This is a genomic window from Pontibacter sp. LHS2 (genome assembly GCF_058932845.1).
On record NZ_JBZYWG010000001.1, the window covers coordinates 1,696,788 to 1,718,074 of the forward strand.

At 49.6% G+C, this 21,287-nt stretch carries 18 protein-coding genes and 1 pseudogene; 13 read left to right on the top strand and 6 right to left on the bottom strand.

Going from position 1 to position 21,287, the window contains the following annotated elements:
* Positions 1 to 95 precede the first annotated feature (95 nt).
* The gene (locus AC5FX6_RS07390; RefSeq protein WP_493596386.1) at positions 96 to 1,559 is read left to right on the top strand and encodes a serine hydrolase domain-containing protein; all 1,464 of its coding nucleotides are present in this window, start codon (positions 96 to 98) and stop codon (positions 1,557 to 1,559) included.
* 94 nt (positions 1,560 to 1,653) lie between these two features.
* Here AC5FX6_RS07390 and AC5FX6_RS07395 read toward each other — a convergent pair whose 3' ends face one another.
* The gene (locus tag AC5FX6_RS07395; protein WP_493596387.1) at positions 1,654 to 1,866 is read right to left on the bottom strand and encodes a helix-turn-helix domain-containing protein; all 213 of its coding nucleotides are present in this window, start codon (positions 1,864 to 1,866) and stop codon (positions 1,654 to 1,656) included.
* A 2-nt stretch (positions 1,867 to 1,868) separates the two neighbouring features.
* Entirely contained in the window at positions 1,869 to 2,405 is a 537-nt protein-coding gene (locus tag AC5FX6_RS07400) for a DUF2975 domain-containing protein (RefSeq protein ID WP_493596388.1), read from the bottom strand.
* Between the two features lie 284 nt (positions 2,406 to 2,689).
* Here AC5FX6_RS07400 and AC5FX6_RS07405 point away from each other — a divergent pair, with 284 nt between their 5' ends.
* The 6 genes from AC5FX6_RS07405 (at position 2,690) to AC5FX6_RS07430 (ending at position 10,571) form a co-directional block, all read left to right on the top strand.
* The gene (locus AC5FX6_RS07405; RefSeq protein WP_493596389.1) at positions 2,690 to 3,214 is read left to right on the top strand and encodes a DUF421 domain-containing protein; all 525 of its coding nucleotides are present in this window, start codon (positions 2,690 to 2,692) and stop codon (positions 3,212 to 3,214) included.
* A 189-nt stretch (positions 3,215 to 3,403) separates the two neighbouring features.
* Positions 3,404 to 7,465: a response regulator gene (locus AC5FX6_RS07410; protein ID WP_493596390.1), complete on the top strand. Its 4,062-nt coding sequence runs from the start codon at positions 3,404 to 3,406 to the stop codon at positions 7,463 to 7,465.
* Entirely contained in the window at positions 7,455 to 8,285 is an 831-nt protein-coding gene (locus tag AC5FX6_RS07415; RefSeq protein ID WP_493596391.1) for a CheR family methyltransferase, read from the top strand. The genes AC5FX6_RS07410 and AC5FX6_RS07415 overlap by 11 nt, the downstream gene beginning before the upstream one ends.
* The gene (locus AC5FX6_RS07420) at positions 8,285 to 8,857 is read left to right on the top strand and encodes a chemotaxis protein CheB (RefSeq protein ID WP_493596392.1); all 573 of its coding nucleotides are present in this window, start codon (positions 8,285 to 8,287) and stop codon (positions 8,855 to 8,857) included. Before AC5FX6_RS07415 ends, AC5FX6_RS07420 begins: the two co-directional genes overlap by 1 nt.
* On the top strand, positions 8,847 to 10,058 hold the full coding sequence (locus AC5FX6_RS07425) for a sensor histidine kinase (RefSeq protein ID WP_493596393.1): 1,212 nt from the start codon (positions 8,847 to 8,849) through the stop codon (positions 10,056 to 10,058). Before AC5FX6_RS07420 ends, AC5FX6_RS07425 begins: the two co-directional genes overlap by 11 nt.
* A 33-nt stretch (positions 10,059 to 10,091) precedes the next feature.
* On the top strand, positions 10,092 to 10,571 hold the full coding sequence (locus AC5FX6_RS07430) for a DUF2721 domain-containing protein (protein ID WP_493596394.1): 480 nt from the start codon (positions 10,092 to 10,094) through the stop codon (positions 10,569 to 10,571).
* 72 nt (positions 10,572 to 10,643) lie between these two features.
* Here the strand turns inward: AC5FX6_RS07430 and AC5FX6_RS07435 are convergent, their stop codons facing one another.
* Positions 10,644 to 12,107 carry an aminoacyl-histidine dipeptidase gene (locus tag AC5FX6_RS07435; RefSeq protein ID WP_493596395.1) on the bottom strand — a complete coding sequence of 488 codons (1,464 nt, stop codon included), beginning with the start codon at positions 12,105 to 12,107 and terminating at the stop codon, positions 10,644 to 10,646.
* A 314-nt stretch (positions 12,108 to 12,421) separates the two neighbouring features.
* Between AC5FX6_RS07435 and AC5FX6_RS07440 the strand changes: the two genes are divergently transcribed.
* From AC5FX6_RS07440 to AC5FX6_RS07455, 4 genes are all read left to right on the top strand, one after another.
* A complete protein-coding gene (locus tag AC5FX6_RS07440) occupies positions 12,422 to 13,453 on the top strand; it encodes a phosphatase PAP2 family protein (RefSeq protein WP_493596396.1) in 1,032 nt (343 codons plus the stop codon).
* An 87-nt stretch (positions 13,454 to 13,540) separates the two neighbouring features.
* Positions 13,541 to 13,966 carry an EamA family transporter gene (locus AC5FX6_RS07445; RefSeq protein WP_493596397.1) on the top strand — a complete coding sequence of 142 codons (426 nt, stop codon included), beginning with the start codon at positions 13,541 to 13,543 and terminating at the stop codon, positions 13,964 to 13,966.
* A 3-nt stretch (positions 13,967 to 13,969) separates the two neighbouring features.
* Positions 13,970 to 14,455: a GNAT family N-acetyltransferase gene (locus AC5FX6_RS07450; protein ID WP_493596398.1), complete on the top strand. Its 486-nt coding sequence runs from the start codon at positions 13,970 to 13,972 to the stop codon at positions 14,453 to 14,455.
* Between the two features lie 29 nt (positions 14,456 to 14,484).
* A complete protein-coding gene (locus AC5FX6_RS07455; protein WP_493596399.1) occupies positions 14,485 to 14,988 on the top strand; it encodes a DinB family protein in 504 nt (167 codons plus the stop codon).
* Between the two features lie 449 nt (positions 14,989 to 15,437).
* Here AC5FX6_RS07455 and AC5FX6_RS07460 read toward each other — a convergent pair.
* Positions 15,438 to 15,884: pseudogene (locus AC5FX6_RS07460) on the bottom strand (nucleotidyltransferase domain-containing protein); the annotation flags it as partial.
* A gap of 239 nt (positions 15,885 to 16,123) precedes the next feature.
* Entirely contained in the window at positions 16,124 to 17,467 is a 1,344-nt protein-coding gene (locus tag AC5FX6_RS07465; RefSeq protein ID WP_493596400.1) for a glycoside hydrolase family 2 TIM barrel-domain containing protein, read from the bottom strand.
* A gap of 189 nt (positions 17,468 to 17,656) precedes the next feature.
* On the opposite strand from AC5FX6_RS07465, the gene AC5FX6_RS07470 reads away from it, so the two are divergent.
* Both AC5FX6_RS07470 and AC5FX6_RS07475 read left to right on the top strand, forming a co-directional pair.
* A complete protein-coding gene (locus AC5FX6_RS07470) occupies positions 17,657 to 19,468 on the top strand; it encodes a glycosyltransferase family 2 protein (protein WP_493596401.1) in 1,812 nt (603 codons plus the stop codon).
* A gap of 86 nt (positions 19,469 to 19,554) precedes the next feature.
* The gene (locus AC5FX6_RS07475) at positions 19,555 to 20,310 is read left to right on the top strand and encodes a hypothetical protein (protein ID WP_493596402.1); all 756 of its coding nucleotides are present in this window, start codon (positions 19,555 to 19,557) and stop codon (positions 20,308 to 20,310) included.
* A 39-nt stretch (positions 20,311 to 20,349) separates the two neighbouring features.
* Here AC5FX6_RS07475 and AC5FX6_RS07480 read toward each other — a convergent pair whose 3' ends face one another.
* Positions 20,350 to 21,246 (bottom strand): glycoside hydrolase family 25 protein, encoded by an 897-nt coding sequence (locus AC5FX6_RS07480; RefSeq protein WP_493596403.1) that lies wholly within the window; start codon positions 21,244 to 21,246, stop codon positions 20,350 to 20,352.
* Positions 21,247 to 21,287 lie beyond the last annotated feature (41 nt).

The following is a 21,287-nucleotide window of genomic DNA, read 5'->3' on the forward strand; positions in this document are numbered from 1 at the left end:
TTGCTTAGAAATGGCGGGATGCTGTCGTGCTATTGGCGGCTCAATTTTTTCACTAAATTACATCAGTTACGGACCTTTGCCTTAAAGACATACTTATGGCAAAGCGTATATTTTTCAGCACAGTACTTCTGTTCTTTTGCTCCCATGTCATGCGGGCGCAACTAAGCAAAACCTCCCCCCTCTTTATCGAGCTCAAGCAACTGGACAGCACCTTCTTTGAAAGAGGCTTCAACCAATGCGACCTGGTATACCTGGAGCAAGCTGTTTCAGAAGATCTGAAGTTCTACCATGACCAAGGTGGTTTCCAGGACCGAAAAGCTTTTCTGGAAAACACACGGAAATACATCTGCCCAAACGCTGCCAGCAAGCCTATCAGAAAGCTGGACGAAGCAAGCCTGGAAGTTTTTCCGCTTTACAACAACGGGAAGCTTTACGGCGCTATCCAACATGGCATCCACCACTTTTATATCAGAGAAGCCGGCAAGGAAGACTTTTGGACTGGCACTGCTCGCTTCACCTCTGTTTGGATGCAGGAAAATGGCACCTGGAAACTGAGCGAAGTTTTGAGCTACGATCATCAAGATCCACAGCCGGAGAAACTGCGGGAAAATACTATAGAGCAACTGCTCAAAGATAACCGTGTGCCTGCCTTGGGTTTGGGTATAATTGAAAATGGAAAACTAACCAAAGTGGAAGTTTTTGGTACGCTGGATGGAAAAAGAAAAGCTCCTGACAATACCATTTTCAAAGTGGCTTCTTTGACCAAGCCCGTTGTCGCGCTCATTACTTTGAAGCTGATTGACAAAGGCTTGTTAGGTTTGGATGAACCGCTCTTTAAATATTGGGTAGACCCTGACCTGAAGAAAGACAAGCGCTATAAGAAACTAACACCGCGGCTTGTACTCAGCCATCAAACGGGCTTCCCAAACTGGCGTTATATGACTGATTCAAACAAGCTTGCTTTTGAGTTTGACCCTGGCACCAGGCACCAATACTCTGGCGAGGGATTTGAGTACCTGAGAAAAGCCATTGAAAAGAAGTTTAATAAAAGCATCGAGGAGCTTGCCAGTGAGTTGCTGTTTATACCTGCAGGTATGAGTGATACACGGTTCTGGTGGGATACTACGATGGATGAAGCAAGGTATGCGCAAAACTTTGACTCGGAAGGTATAAGGCTTCCAACAACCAAATATTACGAAGCCAATGCAGCAGCCAATCTCCTGACAACTGTAGAGGATTTCGGAAATTTCCTGGTCTATGTGTTGGAGGGTGCAGGGCTGTCAGCTTCCATTTCAGACGAGATGCACAGGAGTCAGGTACAACTGCGCAAAGATGATTACTTTGGATTAGGTTGGGAGAAGCTAACCGGGTTCAGCGATGGGGAGTATGCTTTGATTCATACAGGCAAAGACCCGGGTGTTAGCACGTTGGCTATCATTTACCCGAAGTCAAAAAATGGATATCTGATCTTTTTGAATGGTGATAACGTGGACAAAGTATATGAAGAGTTGTTGACCAACCACCTATATCTGGGAAAAGAATTGTGGGGTAAGCGATAAACAGACCTCATTGGTTAGTTTAAAATGGTGAACACTCTGTCAAGCAATGGGTTTAAACTACAGCGAGCTGACTGCCCCATGATATTCTGAGGCTTCAACTATTTTCATTGCCATACTCCAGCAAGTCACCGGGCTGGCAGTCGAGGGCTTTGCAGATAGATTCGAGGGTGCTAAACCTTATTGCTTTGGCTTTCCCGGTCTTGAGGATCGAAAGATTTGCTAATGTTATATCCACCTTCTCCGACAGCTCATTTAAGGACATCTTCCGCTTCGCCATCATTACATCCAGGTTCACTATGATCGGCATATTTATACTGTTAATTCGTTTTCGGCTTGTATCTCCACGCCTCGCTTAAATATTTGAGAGATGATAAACACAAGGCCTGCCATCAAAAAGAAACCATCCGTGGACCATTGCTCCAGTGTAATCCCCGTTCTTTTAGAAAGCCACTCCATGTGCGCATTATTAAACAAGGCAATAGCCCATATTCCGAGCAGAACATAGCTGATTTGTTCCAGCAGCTGTGCCACATCAATCGAAAAGGGACTTGCCAAGTTTACTTTTGACAATGCCTTGATCAAGAGATAAAAAACATAAGCCTTCATCCCTGCAAAGGCTATCATGAAAGAGACGATCATGGAGTATTGCCAAAAACTGTATTCCCGCAATTCATATAAACTCAGGTCTCCATAGAGCCTATGCACGCCTTCCGGATTGACAAGACTCACCCCATATGATACCAGGATAGCACCTGTTTTCACCATCAGACCTACAAATGCGATCCATGACAGCACATACATCACCCGGAGAATATGCTCAGTTCTTGTTTTGCCTTGCTTTTCCATAACATGATCGTTTAAGTTGATCGAAGATAAGTAAATATTTATTGATAAACAATAAATATTTACTAAATTAAGATAATTCGGAAGATTAAATTTAATCTGATTGGACTGAATTCAGTAGCAGGTAAGTATCTCATTCGTCTTTGCCCCTGCCCGAAAATATGAATAGCAGGATGGGCAGATAGACTGATAGACGATGATGGTTTATATTTTATCCGTAACTGTTCAAACTCAATTAAGTAAAAGAGGGCGTATACCTAAACTTAAAACAAAGGAATACACACCTTATGGAAAAATTCTTTTTTGATAATTGGGAGAGCATCTTAAGAACATTCACCATCACCATTCTGGCTTACATTGCCATGATCTTGCTGCTCCGATCATCGGGCAAACGAACACTCTCTAAAATGAATGCATTTGACTTCATTGTGACGGTGGCACTGGGCTCAGCACTTGCTGCGGTTTCACTTAATAAAAGTGTGGCCCTGATTGATGGTATTTTGGCATTTTTTTTACTGATTTTCCTTCAATATGTCATTACGTGGCTTTCAGTCAGGTATAAATCCGTGAAGCATTTTATCACCAGCAAACCTACTCTGCTCCTCTACAAAGGAGAACTACTGGGCGAAGCCCTCAAAAAAGAACGGGTCACGATAGAGGAGATCAACTCGGCCGCACGCAATGGCGGGCACGCCGACCTGTCCCAAATTGATGTGATGATCCTGGAATCCACGGGTGAGATCACTGTGATATCAGGCATAAAGTCAGGCTCAACCAATGCCCTTAATGACGCTGAGAATTTTCCGCGCTGAAGTATAACAATGCTATCAGGTTGTAGCAGCAACCGCTAATTCCTATCAGGCAACCGACATTGACAGCTCAATTATAGCAGCAATCTGTTCAAGCTTTTCCTATACCTGCGCCCGAAAATTGCCTATGTTTTCCTAACTTGCATTTTCAACAGGTTCTTATTCACCCTTGCCTAAACCTACGCACGTTAGATGAACATCATCCGAAACCTGAAGATCAGGGATAAGCTTCTACTCCTGCTTGCCCTGCTCCTTTTCCCGCTTATCTACTTTGTAGCTGTTACTGTGCAGCGCGAATTTGAAGATAACGACAAGCTGAAGGACGAGATCGTACAGCTCACCGAGTCCGAAAAAATATCTACTTTGCTTCACGCATTTCAGCGTGAGCGGGCTCGCGTACTGGCTGCAGCTTCCGGTGACTCCATCTTTATGTTGGATGCCCGCGCACAAAGAGCCCTGACCGATGCCGCTGCTCGTGATCTCGTCGATTTCCTGAGCGAAACCAGTCGCACCCTGCCTGCCATTACGATGATGCAGGCTCTTAATAAATACCGCACCGACCTGGACAAAGGCCGACTAGACGTAGCAGATTACCGGCGCTATTCCAATGAATTCATATTCAGCATGCTCAACCGAATGGATGCGAGTGCTACCGGTCTGAGCAACGTCGAGATCAGCCGCAGACTGATCAGTTTCAAAAGTCTCTCAGAGTCCAAAATCCACTTGGGGCGTATGCGCAGCCTGCTCATGAAATCTATGCAGGAAGGCATTTTTTCATATCAGGATTATGCCCTCCTGATGACGCAGTATAACAACCACACAACAACGCTGGAGAACTTCACGCGCTACGCCGACCAGCAGACTTTGCAGGAGGTTCAGAATATTTTAGTGTCTGACGAGTACAAGAGCGTCATTTCCATTGTACAGCGCCTGGAGCAGAATCCGGAAACTAACCTGAACACTTTTAATGCAGGAGTTGTGTACAATTTGTTCAGCACGAATATTGAGGCACTTCGTGAGGCTGAAAAGCACCTGATTCAGAACATCCGGACTCAGGTAGAAGAAGAGAGCGCTCGCAAGGAAAGCTACTTGCAGGTACTTTTCATCATACTGCTCTTAATCCTGCTTTTAACCGGTTTCCTCTCCATTTATATCATCAACCTGATCTCCAATTCGCTTTCTACCCTCAAGACGGCGGCCGACCGCATCAGACTGGGAGCCACAGATGTGAAGGTGGATATAGAAAGCGAAGACGAGATAGGCAGTGTAGCTTCTTCCTTTAGAGGCGTGGTGGACAAAACAGTGTCGCTGTCGCAGGTAGCGCAGGCAATCGGGGAAGGCAGATACGATGTGGATGTGAATGTGCAAAGCAAAGAGGATGTGCTGAGCCTTGCTATCCGGGAAATGAAGGACAACCTGCAGCGCTTTACCACCGAGAACGCCAACCGCAACTGGGTACTGACTGGTGTGGCGGAGCTCAACAACCTGATCGGCGGTGAAAGCACCCTTGACAATGTTGCCAAACATGCGCTCTCCTACCTCTGCAACTACACCGACTCTGAAGCCGGCGTGCTTTATCTGCACAACAACAATGGCAAACTGGAGCCGGCTGCCAGCCACGGGGTGCAGCAAAATAAAAGCCAGCTTCCTGTTTTTGAAGTTGGAACAGGTACAGTGGGTCAGGCTGTGAGTGAGCACAAAGTAAAAGTGCTGGAAGGCGTGCAGGAAGAATACCTGCGCATTCGCACCGGTCTTACTGATATTGAACCTGCCACCGTGATCATCATTCCGCTTTACTTTGGCAACATTGTGATAGGTGCCCTAGAACTGGCCTCTCGTCAATCTTATACTGAAGTGCAGCGCCGCCTCCTCGACTCTGCCGCCGAGCGTGTTTCAGTGCTGATCCATACCCTGAAGACTCACTTGCAAACGCAGGAGTTACTCTACGAAACACAAAATCAGGCCGAGGAACTTGAAACGCAGCAAGAAGAACTGCGCCAGCTCAATGCCGAACTCAAAGCGTCGGAAGAAGAGCTACGCGTAAACCAGGAAGAGCTGCAGGAAAAGAACGCCGAACTCGAAGAGAAGGCACAGCTATTGGAAGAGCAGTACGAAGCGCTGGGAGCCAAGAATAAAGCCCTCGAAGATGCCCGCGATGCCATCGAGTTGAAAATACAACAAGTGGAGACGGTGAGCAAGTACAAGAGCGACTTCCTGGCCAACATGAGCCACGAACTGCGCACGCCGCTCAATAGTATCCTGATCCTGTCTCGCCTGCTGGCTGACAACAACGAGAATACCCTTTCCACCAAGCAGATGGATCATGCCCAGATCATTCACAAATCGGGCAATGACCTGCTCAGGCTGATCAACGAAATACTGGACCTGTCGAAGATCGAGTCGGGTATGGTGAAACTGGAAACAGAAGAACTGAAACTGTCTGATATCTCGATGGAGCCGATGTTCAAAGAACTGGCTGCCAAGAAGAAGATCAACTTCAAAGAGCGCCACCTGGCTGGCAATTACGACAGTATTGTAACCGACCGCTTCCGACTGGAGCAGATCCTGAAGAACTTCATCGGCAACGCCATCAAGTTTACCGACGAAGGTGGTGAAGTGGAGTTCAAGGTATACCCTGTCACACAGCGGCCTGCCTTCAAAACATCCCAACTGCGCGATACCCAGGACGTGGTGGCCTTTGCCGTGCGTGATACGGGCATCGGTATACCTGCCGACAAGCACGGCATGGTGTTCGAGGCCTTCCAGCAGGCCGATACTTCGACTACCCGCAAGTATGGCGGTACCGGTCTGGGTCTGACCATCAGCAAAGAGCTGGCTACACTATTAGGCGGTGAGCTGATGCTGGAAAGTGAGCCTGGCACCGGCAGCACCTTTACGCTATACCTGCCGCGTGTGCCTTTTAGCACAGCAAATGGTTCTGCTATACCTGAGCAGCGTCAGGCTCCTGCTTATACCCCACCAGCAACACAACCTGCCGCAATACCTAGCCCAACGTCGGTGCAACAGAAGAGCCAGAGCATGGGGCAAGTGTTCCTCAACATGGAGCGACAGGACAAGAAAGACATTTGCGTGCTGATCGTGGAAGATGACAAAGGCTTCAGCGACATTCTGGCCGACTTTGCCAAAGCCAAAAACTTTAAAGTGCATCAGGCCTTTACAGGTCGCGACGGACTGCGCATTGCGCACGAAGAAAAACCGGATGCGATGCTACTCGACATACAGCTGCCAGATATGACCGGCTGGGATGTGCTCCAGAAAGTGCGTGAAGACAAAGACCTGCGAGACATCAACGTACATGTGATGTCGGCTTATGACAAAGAGGTGATTGGAGAGCACGCTGAGAACGAAGAGTATTTGCCAAAGCCAGTTACTCTCGAGATGCTCAACAAGGCATTTGGCTCCATCGTGAGCAAGTCAGGAACCAGTATCGAGAATATCCTGATCGTGGAAGACAACGAAATTGAGAACAAAGCGGTGGCTGAACTGCTGCTGTCCCATGGACTCAAGTCGACATCTGCTTACTCTGCCGAAGAAGCTGAGAAAGTGCTGGCCAAACAAAAAGTGGACTGCATCATCCTCGACCTTAACCTGCCGGGTATGAAGGGTTACGAATGGATGAAAAGGATTAAGTCGCAGACCAAGCTTGGTGATATTCCGATCATCATCTACTCGGGCAAAGACCTGAGCGAGGAAGAGGAAACCAAACTGAAGGAGTTCGCCAACACGATCATCATCAAAAACGAATACTCATACCTGCGCCTGCTTGACGAGGTACAGCTCTTCCTGCACAAAGTAAACCAGAAGCTGCCACCGGGTAACGAATTCAAGATGAAGCTGCACGTGCCAGAGGAGGTACTGCGCGGCAAGAAGATACTGGTGGTGGACGACGATGTGCGTAACATCTACTCCCTGAGCAGTTTGCTGGAGATGCACGGTATGAAAGTAATTGCTGCCTATGATGGCAAAGAGGCACTCGAAAAACTTGATACTGAGACAGGTATAGACATGGTGCTGATGGACGTGATGATGCCGGAGATGGATGGTATAGAAGCGACAAAACGAATCCGGACGGATTTACGTTTTAAGCAACTGCCGATCATTTCACTCACTGCGAAGGCCATGAAAGAAGACAGAGAAAAATGCATAGAAGCCGGGGCTTCGGATTATATACCTAAACCAGTTGACACCGACAAGTTGCTTACCCTGATGCGCGTTTGGCTGTATGAAGCTTGAGCAGGATGAGTTGTTTGAGCTGGAGGTAGAGGCGCTCATCAAAGAAATACACACACAGTACGGGTACGATTTCAGCGGCTATGCACGGGCCTCGGTGTACCGCCGCATCAAGCGTTTTCTGGGGCAGAAGCATTTGCAGAGCATCGAAGAACTGCGTAAGTTTTTGTTCACGGACAGTTTCTTTTTCGAGAATTTCCTGCAGGAGATCACCGTGAACGTGACGGAGATGTTCCGTGACCCGACTTTCTATAAGTCACTGCGCGAGAACGTGCTCCCGATCCTGTCCACCTACCCTTTCATTAAAATATGGGATGCGGGCTGCTCTACGGGCGAGGAACTGTTCTCGCTCGCCATTCTGATGGAGGAGGAAGGTTTGCTGAGCCGTACCAAGATCTATGCAACTGACATAAACCAGAAAGTGCTGCGGCAGGCCAAGGAAGGCATCTTCTCGGCTTCGCATATGACAGCCTATACGGCGGCCTATTATGCAGCTGGTGGTCAACGCGATTTTGCAGATTACTATACCAGCAACTATGGCAGTGTGAAATTCAACTCCTCGCTTGTCAAAAACGTGGTTTTCTATCCGCACAACCTGGCTACCGATACCTCTTTTAACGAGTTTCACCTGATCGTGTGCCGCAACGTGCTGATCTACTTCAACCGGACGCTGCAGGAGCGGGTATACCAGTTATTTGATGAAAGCCTGATCAGTCTGGGCTACCTGGCGCTTGGCAAAAAGGAAACACTCGCTATGTCGGACATCAGCAGCAAGTATAACTTCGTAGATAAGAACAACCGCATTTACCGCAGAAAATTGTAATGCTCGACACTTCCAGACTTGTTGTAATAGGTGGCTCCTGGGGCGGCATACAGGCTTCGCTGAAAATACTGCAGGGCCTGCCCGCTGACTATAGCATTCCTATTGTACTGGTGCTGCACCGGCTGCGCAATCAAGAAGGCAGTCTGCAAGAGCTGTTTGAGAAGAAGCTGAGCCTGAAAGCGGTGGAGATCGACGATAAAGCCCCGCTGGAGGCAGGCCATGTGTACATAGCTCCGGCTAACTACCATGTACTGCTCGAAAAGGACCATACCTTTTCGCTCGACGACTCAGAGCTGGAAAACTACTCCCGCCCCTCCATTGATGTGACATTTGGCAGTGCAGCCGATGTTTTCGGAAAAAATACAGTTGGGATACTACTTAGTGGCGCCAGCAAGGATGGAAGTTCAGGATTAAAAGCTATATTTGAAAAACGGGGCATTGCTATTGTGCAGCACCCCGGCGAGGCGGAGATTGCCACGATGCCACTGGCAGCCATCAACAGCATACCCGGCTGTAGTATCATGAACGTTGAGCGCATACAAGCTTATTTGCTAACCTTACATGGACACTGACCACCTGACCATACCACATACGACCTTGCCGACAGACACCCACCCGGTTAAGATACTGCTAGTAGATGACAAGGAAGAAAACCTTGTCAGCCTGGCGAGTCTGCTCTCTGAGGAAGGAGACAATACGCATTACCTTTTTGCTAACTCAGGCGAAGAAGCCCTGAAGCTAGCGCTGCAGGAAGAAATTGCTCTGATTCTGCTGGACGTGCAAATGCCCGGCATGAATGGCTACGAAGTGGCCCGTTACCTCCGCGACATCTCTAAAACACGTGATATTCCCATCATTTTCGTTACAGCCATCCACCAGCAGGATGTGCATGTGATGGAGGGATTTGAGGCCGGTGCTGTGGACTTTTTGTTCAAGCCCCTGCACCCTGCTATCACCAAGGCTAAAGTAACGGCATTTGTTCGCTTTTACCTGCAGAAGAAAGAAGTGGAGCTTGCACACAAACGCACACAGGAAATCAACCGCGAGCTGGAAGAACGTGTGAAAGCCCGCACGGCAGAGCTTACCCGCGTAAACAAAGACCTCGACAACTTTGTGTACACCGCCTCTCACGATCTAAAAGCCCCTATCAACAACATTGAAGGACTGGCAGTCGCCCTGAAAGAGGTACTTGATAGCCCGGAACCCGATCATGATGAACTCAACATCATCATGGCCATGATCCAGGATGCGATTAGTCGTTTCAAACATACCCTGATGGACCTGACTGAGGTGGCCAAACTGCAGCATCAGGATGAAACAGCCATCGAAAGCGTACGGTTTGAAGAGCTGATTGATGACATAACGCTCAACATTCAGGACCTGATTCTAAAATACGACGCCACGATTGACACTGACTTTTCAGAGGCTCCTGAGATGGTTTTCTCCCGCAAAAACCTTCGCAGCATCGTCTATAACCTGGTGTCAAATGCCATCAAGTATAGCTCACCTGAACGCCCGCCGATCATTGAGGTCAGTACGTATCGTGAGGGCTCATATACTGTGTTCCGTGTGAAGGACAATGGACTCGGTCTGAAGTCAGAAGACAGGGACAAGGTATATGGTATGTTCAAACGCCTGCATGCGCACGTGGAAGGTACCGGCGTCGGTCTGGCTATTGTGAAGCGCATAGTGGAAAACAGCGATGGCAAAATTGAATGTGACAGCGAACAAGGCAAAGGTTCTGAATTCAGAGTTTATCTGAGGGGGCAGTAAGTACCGGCCACCTAAGCAAGGTATAGCACAACGATGGACAACCTCTCCGCAGCACTTACCATCTTGTCGGCCATGATCACTCCGGCTATCCTGATCATGGCAAGCGGCTCTTTGATACTCACTACTTCTCAACGCTTGAGCCGCAGCATGGAAAGAGTTCGCAAACTAGCCGACCAATACAGCACACTAACTGCTAAAGAAACCCTCTCCCAGGCTGACCTTGCTGAAAAAGGCTTTCTACTGGAGCTCCTGATGCGGGCAACCCGCCGCTGCCGCCTGCTGCAACGTGCCATGACGAGTCTATACCTCACCCTCGGTGTCTTTGTGGCCACCAGCATCGCCATCGCCCTGTTCGACGTACTTAACCTACCCTATGCCTGGGCGATTACCCTGCTGAGTTTGATCGGGGCCGGCCTGCTGTTCTACGCTAGCTTACTGCTGATCGTGGAGTCAAGGATCGCCCTGCAAGCCGTGGATCGCGAGATGGACTGGGTGATGCGGGTGAGTAAGTAGAAAATGTATAAAACAGAAGAGCCGCTCTTTGCATTTGCAGGAGCGGCTCTTCTGTTTTATTTAAGAATGGGACTACGCTTTAGCAGGTATACGCTTCAGTGTATCCAGCAGGAAATCCCAGTACTTCTGCACCGAGCTGACCTGCACTTTTTCATCTGGAGAGTGAGCACCGCGGATGTTAGGACCAAAAGAGATCATCTCCATCTCCGGATAGTTCGCACCGATGATACCGCATTCCAGACCGGCATGGCAGGCGTTCACGTGGGCTTCTCCGTTATACTTCTCTTTGTAGAGGTCGCTCATCAGCTGCACAATGCCCGCACCCGGACGAGGCATCCAACCCGGATACATACCGCTCAGCGATACTGTTGCGCCACCCAGTTCGAGCGCACTTTGAATAGCTGCAGCCAGATCCATTTTCTCACTATCCACAGAGCTACGGGTGAGGCACTGCACGGTCAGTTTTCCGTCCTGCACCAACACACGAGCCACGTTATTGGAAGTCTGCACGAGGTGCTGAATATCCGGACTCATGCGGTATACCCCGTTATGGCAGGCATAGAGCGCACGCAGCAGCTTGCTCTGATAGTCGGCTGGCAATACCTGTGTCGGGGCTTCTGTCTGCTCCACTGTTACGGCCAGATTCGGATCGGTCGTAGCATGTTCGTTTTTGAGGATAGCCGTCAGCTCCTCCACAAATTTTTCAAAAGCCGTCGCCTCACCTGCAGGTATAGCCACCACGGCTACTGACTCACGAGGGATCGCATTGCGTAGTCCGCCGCCATCGATCGCGCCAATGCGCAGGCCAACTTTTTCAGTAGCCTGGTGCAGCAGACGGTTCATCAGTTTATTGGCGTTGCCGCGACCGAGGTAGATGTCCATACCAGAATGACCGCCTGTCAGGCCTTTGATGCTTACTTTATAGCCTTTCATATCGCCGCTTATACCTTCAGACTGATAAGTGCCGCTGGCATTGATGTCCACTCCGCCGGCACAACCGATGGTCAGTTCGGTATCATCTTCGGTGTCAAGGTTGAGCATGATATCGGCTTCCAGCATACCGCCTTTCAGGCCAAGTGCACCGGTCATACCTGTTTCTTCGTCTACCGTAAACAGCGCTTCGATGGCTGGGTGCTCGATATCAGAAGAGGCAAGTAGTGCCATGATCGTAGCCACTCCTAAACCGTTGTCAGCGCCCAGCGTCGTACCACGGGCTTTTACCCAGTCACCGTCTACATACATGTCGATGCCCTGCGTGTCGAAGTCAAAATCGGTGTCGGCGTTCTTTTGGTGCACCATGTCCACATGGCTCTGGATCAGTACCGTTTTGCGGTCTTCCATACCTGCGGTGGCGGGTTTCTTGATGATGACATTGCCGATCTCGTCCTGTATGGTTTCAAGGCCAAGTTTCTGACCAAATTCCATCATAAAGGCGATCACACGCTCTTCTTTTTTGGAAGGACGCGGAACGGCATTCAGGTCAGCGAAATTATTCCAGAGGGCTTTCGGTTCGAGTGCTCTTACTTCAGTGCTCATGTATGGATTTTATTTTTGATTGCGATGCTCGTGTATACCTGCGTGCAGGCATACCTATTGGTGGGCGCTAAGGTACTAAGATTATGGGAATGCGCCAGAATCTTTAGGCTCTCCTACCCTAGAAGGTTTAGTCTTATAAACTTGCCAGCAAGAACCTTACAGGATGACAAAAGTAAAGTAGAACGATCTGCCACTGCGAGGGCAACTGACAAGCAACTCCTCTAATAAAAAAATTTCAAACCCTTGCGTCTTTTCGATTCCCTCCCCGTCATCCTGATGAATTTGAAACTAAAACATAAACAACAATTCATCATATGGAACCGATCTATCAATTCGCAACACCACAGTCCATCCAAAACCAGAAAGCCCAGGAAGGCGATCAGAAACAAAATGCTACGCAGCAGGTAAATACAGCCAATTGCTGCGAAGCGGCAGAAGCAAAAAGAGCTAACTCCTCTTCTCCCCTGCTTGCCCTTGCCTTCCTTTTACTTACTAGTTTGTTTGTCAACTTCGCTGCCACAGCCCAAACAGCTATGGTCTTGAACAACAACCATAGCAAAGCTACTAAGGAAAATAAATCAGATGTAGCTATTCACTCTTTGGACGACATTGTTTTTCCTGAGGCTGACTTCAAGCGTGGCGCCTACCTGAAGCTGCGCACCGTATACGTTGATGTGCCGGTAAGCAAGTTCAAGCTGAAGCCTTTCCCTGCCAACAGTTCGGCCGAAACCCGCGCTGAACTCGATTTCCTATTGCACTTGCAAAAAGCCCGCAATGCTGAGGCCATCAACCGCACGGAGACCATGGCCAACGTATACTTCGATCCATTGACTACCAACCCGGCCGATGCCGACTATATCCGCAACATCAACAGCCTGTTCTATATTGGCCGCGACCTGGGTCCCTGGTTCAATGCGCAACACTTACCCCTAACAGCACAGGTTTTGCAAAATGTCATTCAGGATGCTACTTACTACATCTTCTCGCTCAAAGCCGGCTTTAGCCGCCCACGCCCTTACCAATTGGATGCCCGACTGGAGAATCTGGAAGCACCGGGCCACGCCTCTTACCCTAGCGGCCACTCTTCCACTTCGCACGTGCATGCCTACATCCTGAGCCACATCTTCCCGGAGTATAAAGACCACTTCATGGGTGTTGCCAGCGACATGGCCTTCTCCAGAGAGACCCGTGGTGTGCACTACCCAAGCGACTCAGAAGCCGGTAAGGAGTTTGCCCGCCAGTTTGTGGAAGAGCTGATGAAGAACCGTAAATTCCGCACTGACCTGGAAGCCATGAAGGCGGAAATAGTACAGGCCAGAGCAGCCAATCAACTCACGAAAAAATAAGCAACACAGCCGCACAAAAATTCCGGTCAGGGGTAGAGGGAAAGAACAAAACCTGTCGTACTATTGCAGCCTGAAATTTGAGGGATAATGGAATCTTGGTTAGGATACGCACTCATTGCCATGCTCACAGGGGGCGTGGCAATGGTGTTTGCGAAGATGGGCATGAATAACAACGCTAATGAACATTTAGCGCTGGTAATACGCACAGGGGTATTGTTTATGATGGTGCTGGGGCACGCACTCTATGCCGGCGGTCTTAAAACGGCCCGGCTGATCGACAACAAAACACTCACCTGGTTCATCCTGGCGGGAGTTTGCACGGCGATTTATTGGATACTCTATTTCAAAGCCATCAAAACAGCCGATGTATCGGTAGTGGCTACGATTGACCGGGCAGGTATACTGGTGACGGTGGGCCTCTCCTACTTTCTGCTGAACGAACCGCTAACGCCGCGACTACTGCTGGGCATGGGCGTGATCTTGTGTGGCACCTTGATTCTTATCTGGAAATAAGCAATGATACAACTTGTAACAATGCAGAAGGAGCATGCGGATGATGTGCTTCGCATCTACGGGGAAGGACTTGAGACTGGTCTCGCGACCTTTAATACTGAAGTGCCCTCCTGGGAGGAATGGGACTGCAACCACCTGCCGCATACCCGCGTGGTAGCGATAGAAGATAGTGAAGTACTGGGTTGGGTAGCACTGCTGCCCGTCTCCTCCAGAGCCTGTTACCGGGGAGTGGCTGAGTTCAGCATCTACATCGCTGCCCGCCACCGTGGTAAAGGTATAGCTGACCAACTTATGCGCGCCATGATCGAAGAAAGCGAAGCCAACGGCATCTGGACGCTGCAGTCGTCTACTTTCGCTGACAACACCACCAGCCTGCGCATGCAGGAGCGGCACGGCTTCCGGCAGATCGGCTATCGCGACCGCATAGCCCAACTTCACGGGGAGTGGCGCAACACCATACTGCTAGAGCGCCGCAGCAACTTGTTTTAACCTATACTTCGTATGCCCTTAAAAAGCCCATGGAGATTCACAACATAACCTCCTTTCTGGATTACTATGGCAAGATCAGGCAGCGCACTGAACGTGTCATCGCTTGTATACCTGCCGATCAGTACGATTGGACTTATCGCCCAGGGAAATTTACCTTTGCTGACCAGATCCGGCACATCGCGGCAATTGAGCGTTATCTGTATGCCGAGGCCGTGCTAGGTCAACCTGCTTCTTACAAGGGCTGTGGCCAAGAACTGGCCGATGGTCCGGAGCAGGTGCTTGCTTTTTTCAGGGAGAAGCACGGGGAAAGTCTGGCTATTTTCAGCCGTTTGTCCGACGAGGACCTGCAACAGAAAATACAGACACCAGGCGGCGGTCACATTACTTGCTGGAAATGGCTGCGGGCGCTGGTGGAACATGAAATCCATCACCGGGCGCACATTTATACCTATCTGGGCATCCTGGGAGTACCAACGCCTCCAATTTTTGGCCTTACCTCAGAACAGGTACAAGAGCAAAACGAGAAGAATTAAAACCAAACGCATAAAAAATGGCCACAGCACAGTGCTGTGGCCATTTTTTATGAAATTATACCTGCCTTCAGGTATGGCGCTTATATCGTCCGGATGGTCACGACTTTGTAATCCCACTTCGTGATATCATGTCCGTACTGAGTTTGGTCGATAAACGGACCCCGGCAAATCTTTTCTTTGGGTGTTTCTACTTCGTACTGCTCTTTAGCCCTCAACAGCAGCTCGTCCATCAGCCAACGAGGTATGATGTCGCGCTCCGAGGGGTATACGAATTGAAAGCTCATGAACTGAGCCAGCAATAGTTGCCAGTGCTGTTCGGTATAGCTCCACAGCCGATTCCAGTCCAGTTTTTCGCCGCAGCGCAGAATAAGGTGGTTGATGTCGGAGCCATCGTAGCGTTCCCGGTTCTGCACATACAGCTTGCACCAGATCAGCTCCTCCGGCGGCATAAATTTTACCTTCACCCCGTACAATTCCCCTTCTGTGGCAAATTCGAACCAGCGGTCATCCACGGGGCACAGACTACCAGGATTGTTGAAGATCAGGTCCATCAGGTGCTCTCCCTTTTTGGCTTTGGCCAGCCAGCGGGCATCGGTCATTTCGGTGGTGTAGCCATCATCTGCAAAGGTCTTGAGTATGCGCGGGCACTCTCCCGCTTTACAGAATACGTCCAGGTCTTTCGTAGCTCTGTTGATGCCAGTATACATATCAAGGGCAAGACCGCCCCCTACCAGAAACTTGGCTTCACTTTTCATCAGCAGGCTGAGAGCTTCTCTGTAAAAAGCCTCTGCACTTACCTTTTCTGTTGTTTTTTTACCCGTTTTAGCCTTCCCATTGGTTCTTGTACCCGCAGCGATGGCTGTCTTTATGTTTGTATTATTCAGTTGCTTGCCCATGTGTCAAATTCAAGCTCTATCATCAATATAATTTTCAGTAGGAGACAGCAAGGCCTGAAGACTGCCTCTATCAGAAACAGTCTAAATTGTACTACTCCTAAATATAAAACTGAGGTAAGTGGTTTACTGTGAAAGCATCAAATTAGTTGTAGCGCTCACTAAATAAACAATGCGCTAACATAATGCCTTGTATTGGAGCTTAAATCTGAACATTCAAATTGCACAAACAAGAGATGACTTTAGTAAAAATCCAATGCAGAACTGAAGGTGTTGCCGGCCTTCACATAAAAAGGAAAATTAGCGGTGGCCACGTTTCCCTGCCCGTCATACACATAAGCGTATAGCCTGTAAGGCCCATCTTGCTGAGGCGCCTTCAGGGTGGCCTTTGTACCCTCCATTTGTGTGATCGCTTCAGGTATAAGGGCTGGCTTTTGCTCTTTTATTGCATTACCATCCTCACTCACCGTCTCCGGCAACAGTTCCCACCTTACCTCTAGACTGTCTCCTTCCGGGTCAGTAACGAACACGGCAACTGAGGATAATTCCCCAGGTTGCAGGTATACCTGGTCAGTGGCAAAAATGTCTTTGAGTGACATGTACGCAATGTGCGGTGCCCGATTGAAGTCACGTTTTCCGGTCCAGATCTCGCGCATCACCTGAACCATCTCCGTCTCCTCGCCTGTCTCCGTCATCATGCTAAACCAGGTAGGCGTTGTTTCGTACTTGTAGCCCCAAATAAAGGCATAGGCACCCAGGCAATGGTCCAGGTCAGCCAGTACAGTTTTCTTGTACCTCTCGCGAACAAAAGTAGCTTTCTCAGAACTGGTTTGCTCGATTGGCGCGTACCACCAGGTGGTGTAAGTTTCCCAGTAGCCTCGTCCACCAAACTCAGCTATAACATAAGGACCATTCCAGTCCGTTTCGCGAAGTTCAGCCGGCAAGTCGTGCAGGGCTCCGAAGGAGTTGATGGATAAGATATCAATGGCTGGGCAGCGACGCTTAATGAGGTTGACAACCTGCTTGGGTACGTTCATCACAGTGGTCGTTGTCGGGTGGTTAGGATCAATTTCATGAATCATTTCCGCCACGCCATTCACGGCATCCCATACCTTCACGTTAGAGCCTTCTGCATAAAGCTCATTGCCTACTACCCACATCAGCAAGGCCGGATGGTCTTTGTATTTAAGGACTTCTGCTCGCAACCGCTCCTTCTGAGCCGCCACGTCATCTTTGTCATAGTAGTTGAAGCCTTCCCGCTCTCGTTCCATCCAAAGCCCCAGCATCACGGTCAGCCCTTGTTCATGTGCTTCGTCCAGGATGCGCTGCGCATCATCCGTGTGCCACACCCGGATAGAGTTGCCACCGTAAGCTGCTACTTTTTCAAAATGCTCGTAGCCTGCGGCTCCCTTTATAAAGTAGGGTTCGCCATTCCGGTATAAGGTATACTTTTCCCCTTCCTTCACTACTTCTACAGTGCGTCCTAGTTTGTTATATTGTTGATCTTCAGATGTTCTAAAAGCACAAGAATTGAAAACGAACAAGCAAAACACAAGAATTGTACTATTGCGAATAAGATAAACCATAAAGCTGGTTAGCATAAAGTTAAGATGGTAAGGCGTAAGCGATTAAATACAGGGTAAAGCAATGGAACTTTTGAGGCTAATACGAGTATAAACCCCAGATGTTATTGTACCAGATAATCACAAAACATGCAAAATAGCTTGTGCATGAAAATTAAGCCATCCTAAAAAAATACACGTTCCCGTTCGCTGATGTATAACATTCCTGCCAGTAACTCTAAAGTACAGCATACTTCCATTCAAGGCGTTGTTCCAAAGCCGAAGGATGTTATGACCATTCGGGTCATGATCGTGATGGGGTTGATTACGATGGTGTTATTCCTTTACTGGTTCCTCGACTCTGACCATATTGGTTACCTGCCACTCTATATTTTATTGACGACTGCCCTCGGCTTTAAGCTACTGCGCACTTTGCACGAGTGGTATCATTACTTTGATGTGAGTGTGCCCGTCAAGCCGAAGCTGCGCACCAAGTTCAAGGTCGATGTGCTGACCACTTTCTGTGCCGGCGAGCCTTACGATATGATCATCAATACGCTGGAGGCTATTCAGCGTATTCGCTATCCACATACGACTTACTTGTGCGATGAGGCCGATGATCCTTATCTGAGAGAACAGTGCGAGCGACTGGGTGTGATCCATGTTACCCGCACCAAAAAGGTCAATGCCAAAGCGGGCAACATCAACAACGCACTACAGCAAGCTACCGGTGACATCTGCCTGGTGCTGGATCCTGACCACGTACCAGTGCCTGAATTTCTGGACGAGGTGCTGCCCTATTTTGAAGACCCGGAGATTGGTTATGTGCAGTGCGTGCAGGCCTACTACAACCAGAAGGAAAGCCTGGTGGCCTACGGTGCCGCCGAGCAGACTTATAACTTCTATGGCCCTATGATGATGGGCATGAACGAACACGGCACAGCACAGGCTATCGGCGCCAACTGCACTTTCCGCCGCAGCGCCCTCGACAGCATTGGCGGTCACGCAGCTGGCCTGGCCGAGGACATGCACACGGCCATGCAGCTGCATGCCAAAGGCTGGAAGTCAGTGTACGTACCCAAGATTCTGAACCGCGGACTGGTACCGGGCACATTGGCAGCCTACTACAAGCAGCAGGTAAAATGGAGCCGTGGCACATTCGAGTTGCTCTTCACCACCTACCCGAAACTGTTTAAGCACTTCACGTGGCGGCAGCGCATTCATTACGGCACGCTTCCACTCTACTACCTCTTTGGCGTTTTCAACCTGATCGATTTTCTGATCCCTTCCCTGGCTCTGATCATGGCCGAATTTCCATGGTATGTGTCACTCGGGGAGTTCCTGATCATGTTCACGCCTTTCTTCCTGATCTCCATCGCCATCCGGCAGTATGCGCAGCGTTGGTATCACGAAAAAAATGAAAAAGGATTCCATATGTTCGGCGGCATTCTGCGCACCGGCACCTGGTGGATCTTTATGCTGGGTCTGATCTATTCGATCTTCCGGGTGAAGGTGCCTTACATCCCGACACCTAAAGACGATAAACCTAAAAACAACTGGCTTCTAAGCCTGCCTAATATGCTGATGGTCGGGCTGATGCTGGGAGCCATCGCCTACAGCCAGTACCTCTACGGACACTTGTACACCAACCCTTATGTGCAGATGATGGCCATGTTCTCGCTCGTCAATGTGGCGATACTGGGTTCGGTCGTGGTCATTGGCCAGGAGAAGTTCATACAATGGGTAAGGTACAACATCCTGCATGCCAACCTGCTGCAGCCTGTGCTACAACCGTTGCGCCTGGCCATCTGGCGTACCCGCCACAGCTTCTATGACGGTATACGCTACGTAGCTATTGTGATTACCATGCTGTCGGTGGCTGTTTCAACCAGCTTCCTGTTATTTGGCTACAAACCTTACAACACTTCCCAGAAACAGGACAAGCCACTGGTACAGAAACCATCACAGCCGAGGGCTAACTTAAATACTATCCTCCCTGCCAGTTTGCTACCGGCTGAGAAGTAAGCCTAAGCACAAATTGCCCAACAGTTGACGGTCGCTCCCGTTTATAGGAATAGTGAATTGATGTGCAACATTAAAACTATAAAGCTATGAACAGATACTCATCAGACAGAGAGCATGACCGCCACGAAGGAGGTTTTCATACCCATCGCTCGGAGCGCTACCGCCATCCGGAGCAGGACAGTGGCTATCGTTTCGACGACTATGGCTCTGCAGCGCATGGTGGCTATGGTAATGAAACATTTCAGGACACCTGGGGTAACCAGGGCAATGAGCGGGGCGGATCGCGCAACTATTCCAGAAGAAACATCACCGACAGCGATACTTACAGCACTTCCCGCAACTATGGCAACATGGGCAGCTACGGTGGTGCCCAAGGCTTTGGTGATATAAGAGGCGGCCGCCATGATTCTGACCATCCGTTTGATAGCGGTATGGGCTCGCAGCGCAGCTATGGCGGCGAGGGCCGTGGCTCAATGGGTGACCGGGGCTACCGGGAAGAAGGCCGCAGCTACAGCCGCCACAACAGGTCTGGTTCCGACCGTGAGGACTTGTATGGTCGCGAAGTATCACGCCGCTTTGAAGGCAGTGGCGGACAGGGTCGCTACGATTTTGAGCGCGATGATTACTACAGCTCCAACTACGGCGATGACCAGGGCAACTACATGGGCAGCGGGTATAACCGTGAGTCCCGCAGCCGATATGGAGAGGGCGACTACGGCTCAAGCGGCTTCATGCAGTCAAGAGATCAGTCACGTGGCCAAAGTAACAGAGACCGTGACCAACGTGATCGTCGCCCACGTGAGTTCAACACTGCTCAAAACCGCTGGAGTAACGACTGGTAGATCAGAACAGAAATCCTATAAAAACAGCAAAGGCGCAGCTTATCGTTGCGCCTTTGCTGTTTTTGGAGCGTCTTTCGGATCTGTCGTTTCTTTAGGCTGGATGCATAGTTTGAGAATATCTTTTTTGGTGCCGTAGAAGATATTGCAGTCCACAGGTCCCCGTATACCTTCGATCACACCCCGGTCGGTATGCTGCCAGAAGGAAAGCAATGCCCGGTCTGTTCGCTGCATTTTGAGTTCTTTCACGTTATAGTGCGCGATCCAGAGCGTGTATTCATCAAAGAAGCCCTCCAGATAATCTTTGTAAAAGCTGTAGCCGGTGTAGATGATGGGCTTTGTGCCATAGGCCCGCTCCACGTGCACCAGCCACTCTTTGATATCGCCCCGGAAATGGTTGAGCGGTTGCTTGCCGCGCACTTCTACATCCAGTACAGGCGGCAGGTCGCCGGGCTGCAGCACCACGGTCTGAATAAAATTGCGGGCCTGCTCTTCGGGTGATACATTGGGGCGGTAAAAATGGTAGGCTCCCCGGATGATCCCTACCTGCTGTGTTCCTTCCCAATTGCGCTCATAGTGACTGTCCTTTAGCTTCACACCTTCTGTGGCTTTGATAAAGGCAAAGGATACATCATTGTCGCGCACCTTCTCCCAGTTGATCTTGCGCTGGTACTTGGACACGTCTATACCCAGTATCGTATTGCCAAGCGGACTATGCCCCTCAGGCCAGATGGGCTGTTTTTTTTCGGTGAAGAACTCTACATAAAGCACCAGTAAACCAATAGCCGCGACCACGCCCAGCCCGATCCAGAAAGGCAGCTTGGACTGCTTCTTTTTGGGCTTCTTGCGTTTAGGCGCAGCACGGGGAGCCTTCGGGGCTGGTGTAGCCTTGGGCGTCCGGATGGCATTGATCGGATTAGCGGTTTTAACTGTACTCATAGCTTCCTGTGGGGAAAGCAAAGATATACCTTTCAGACAAA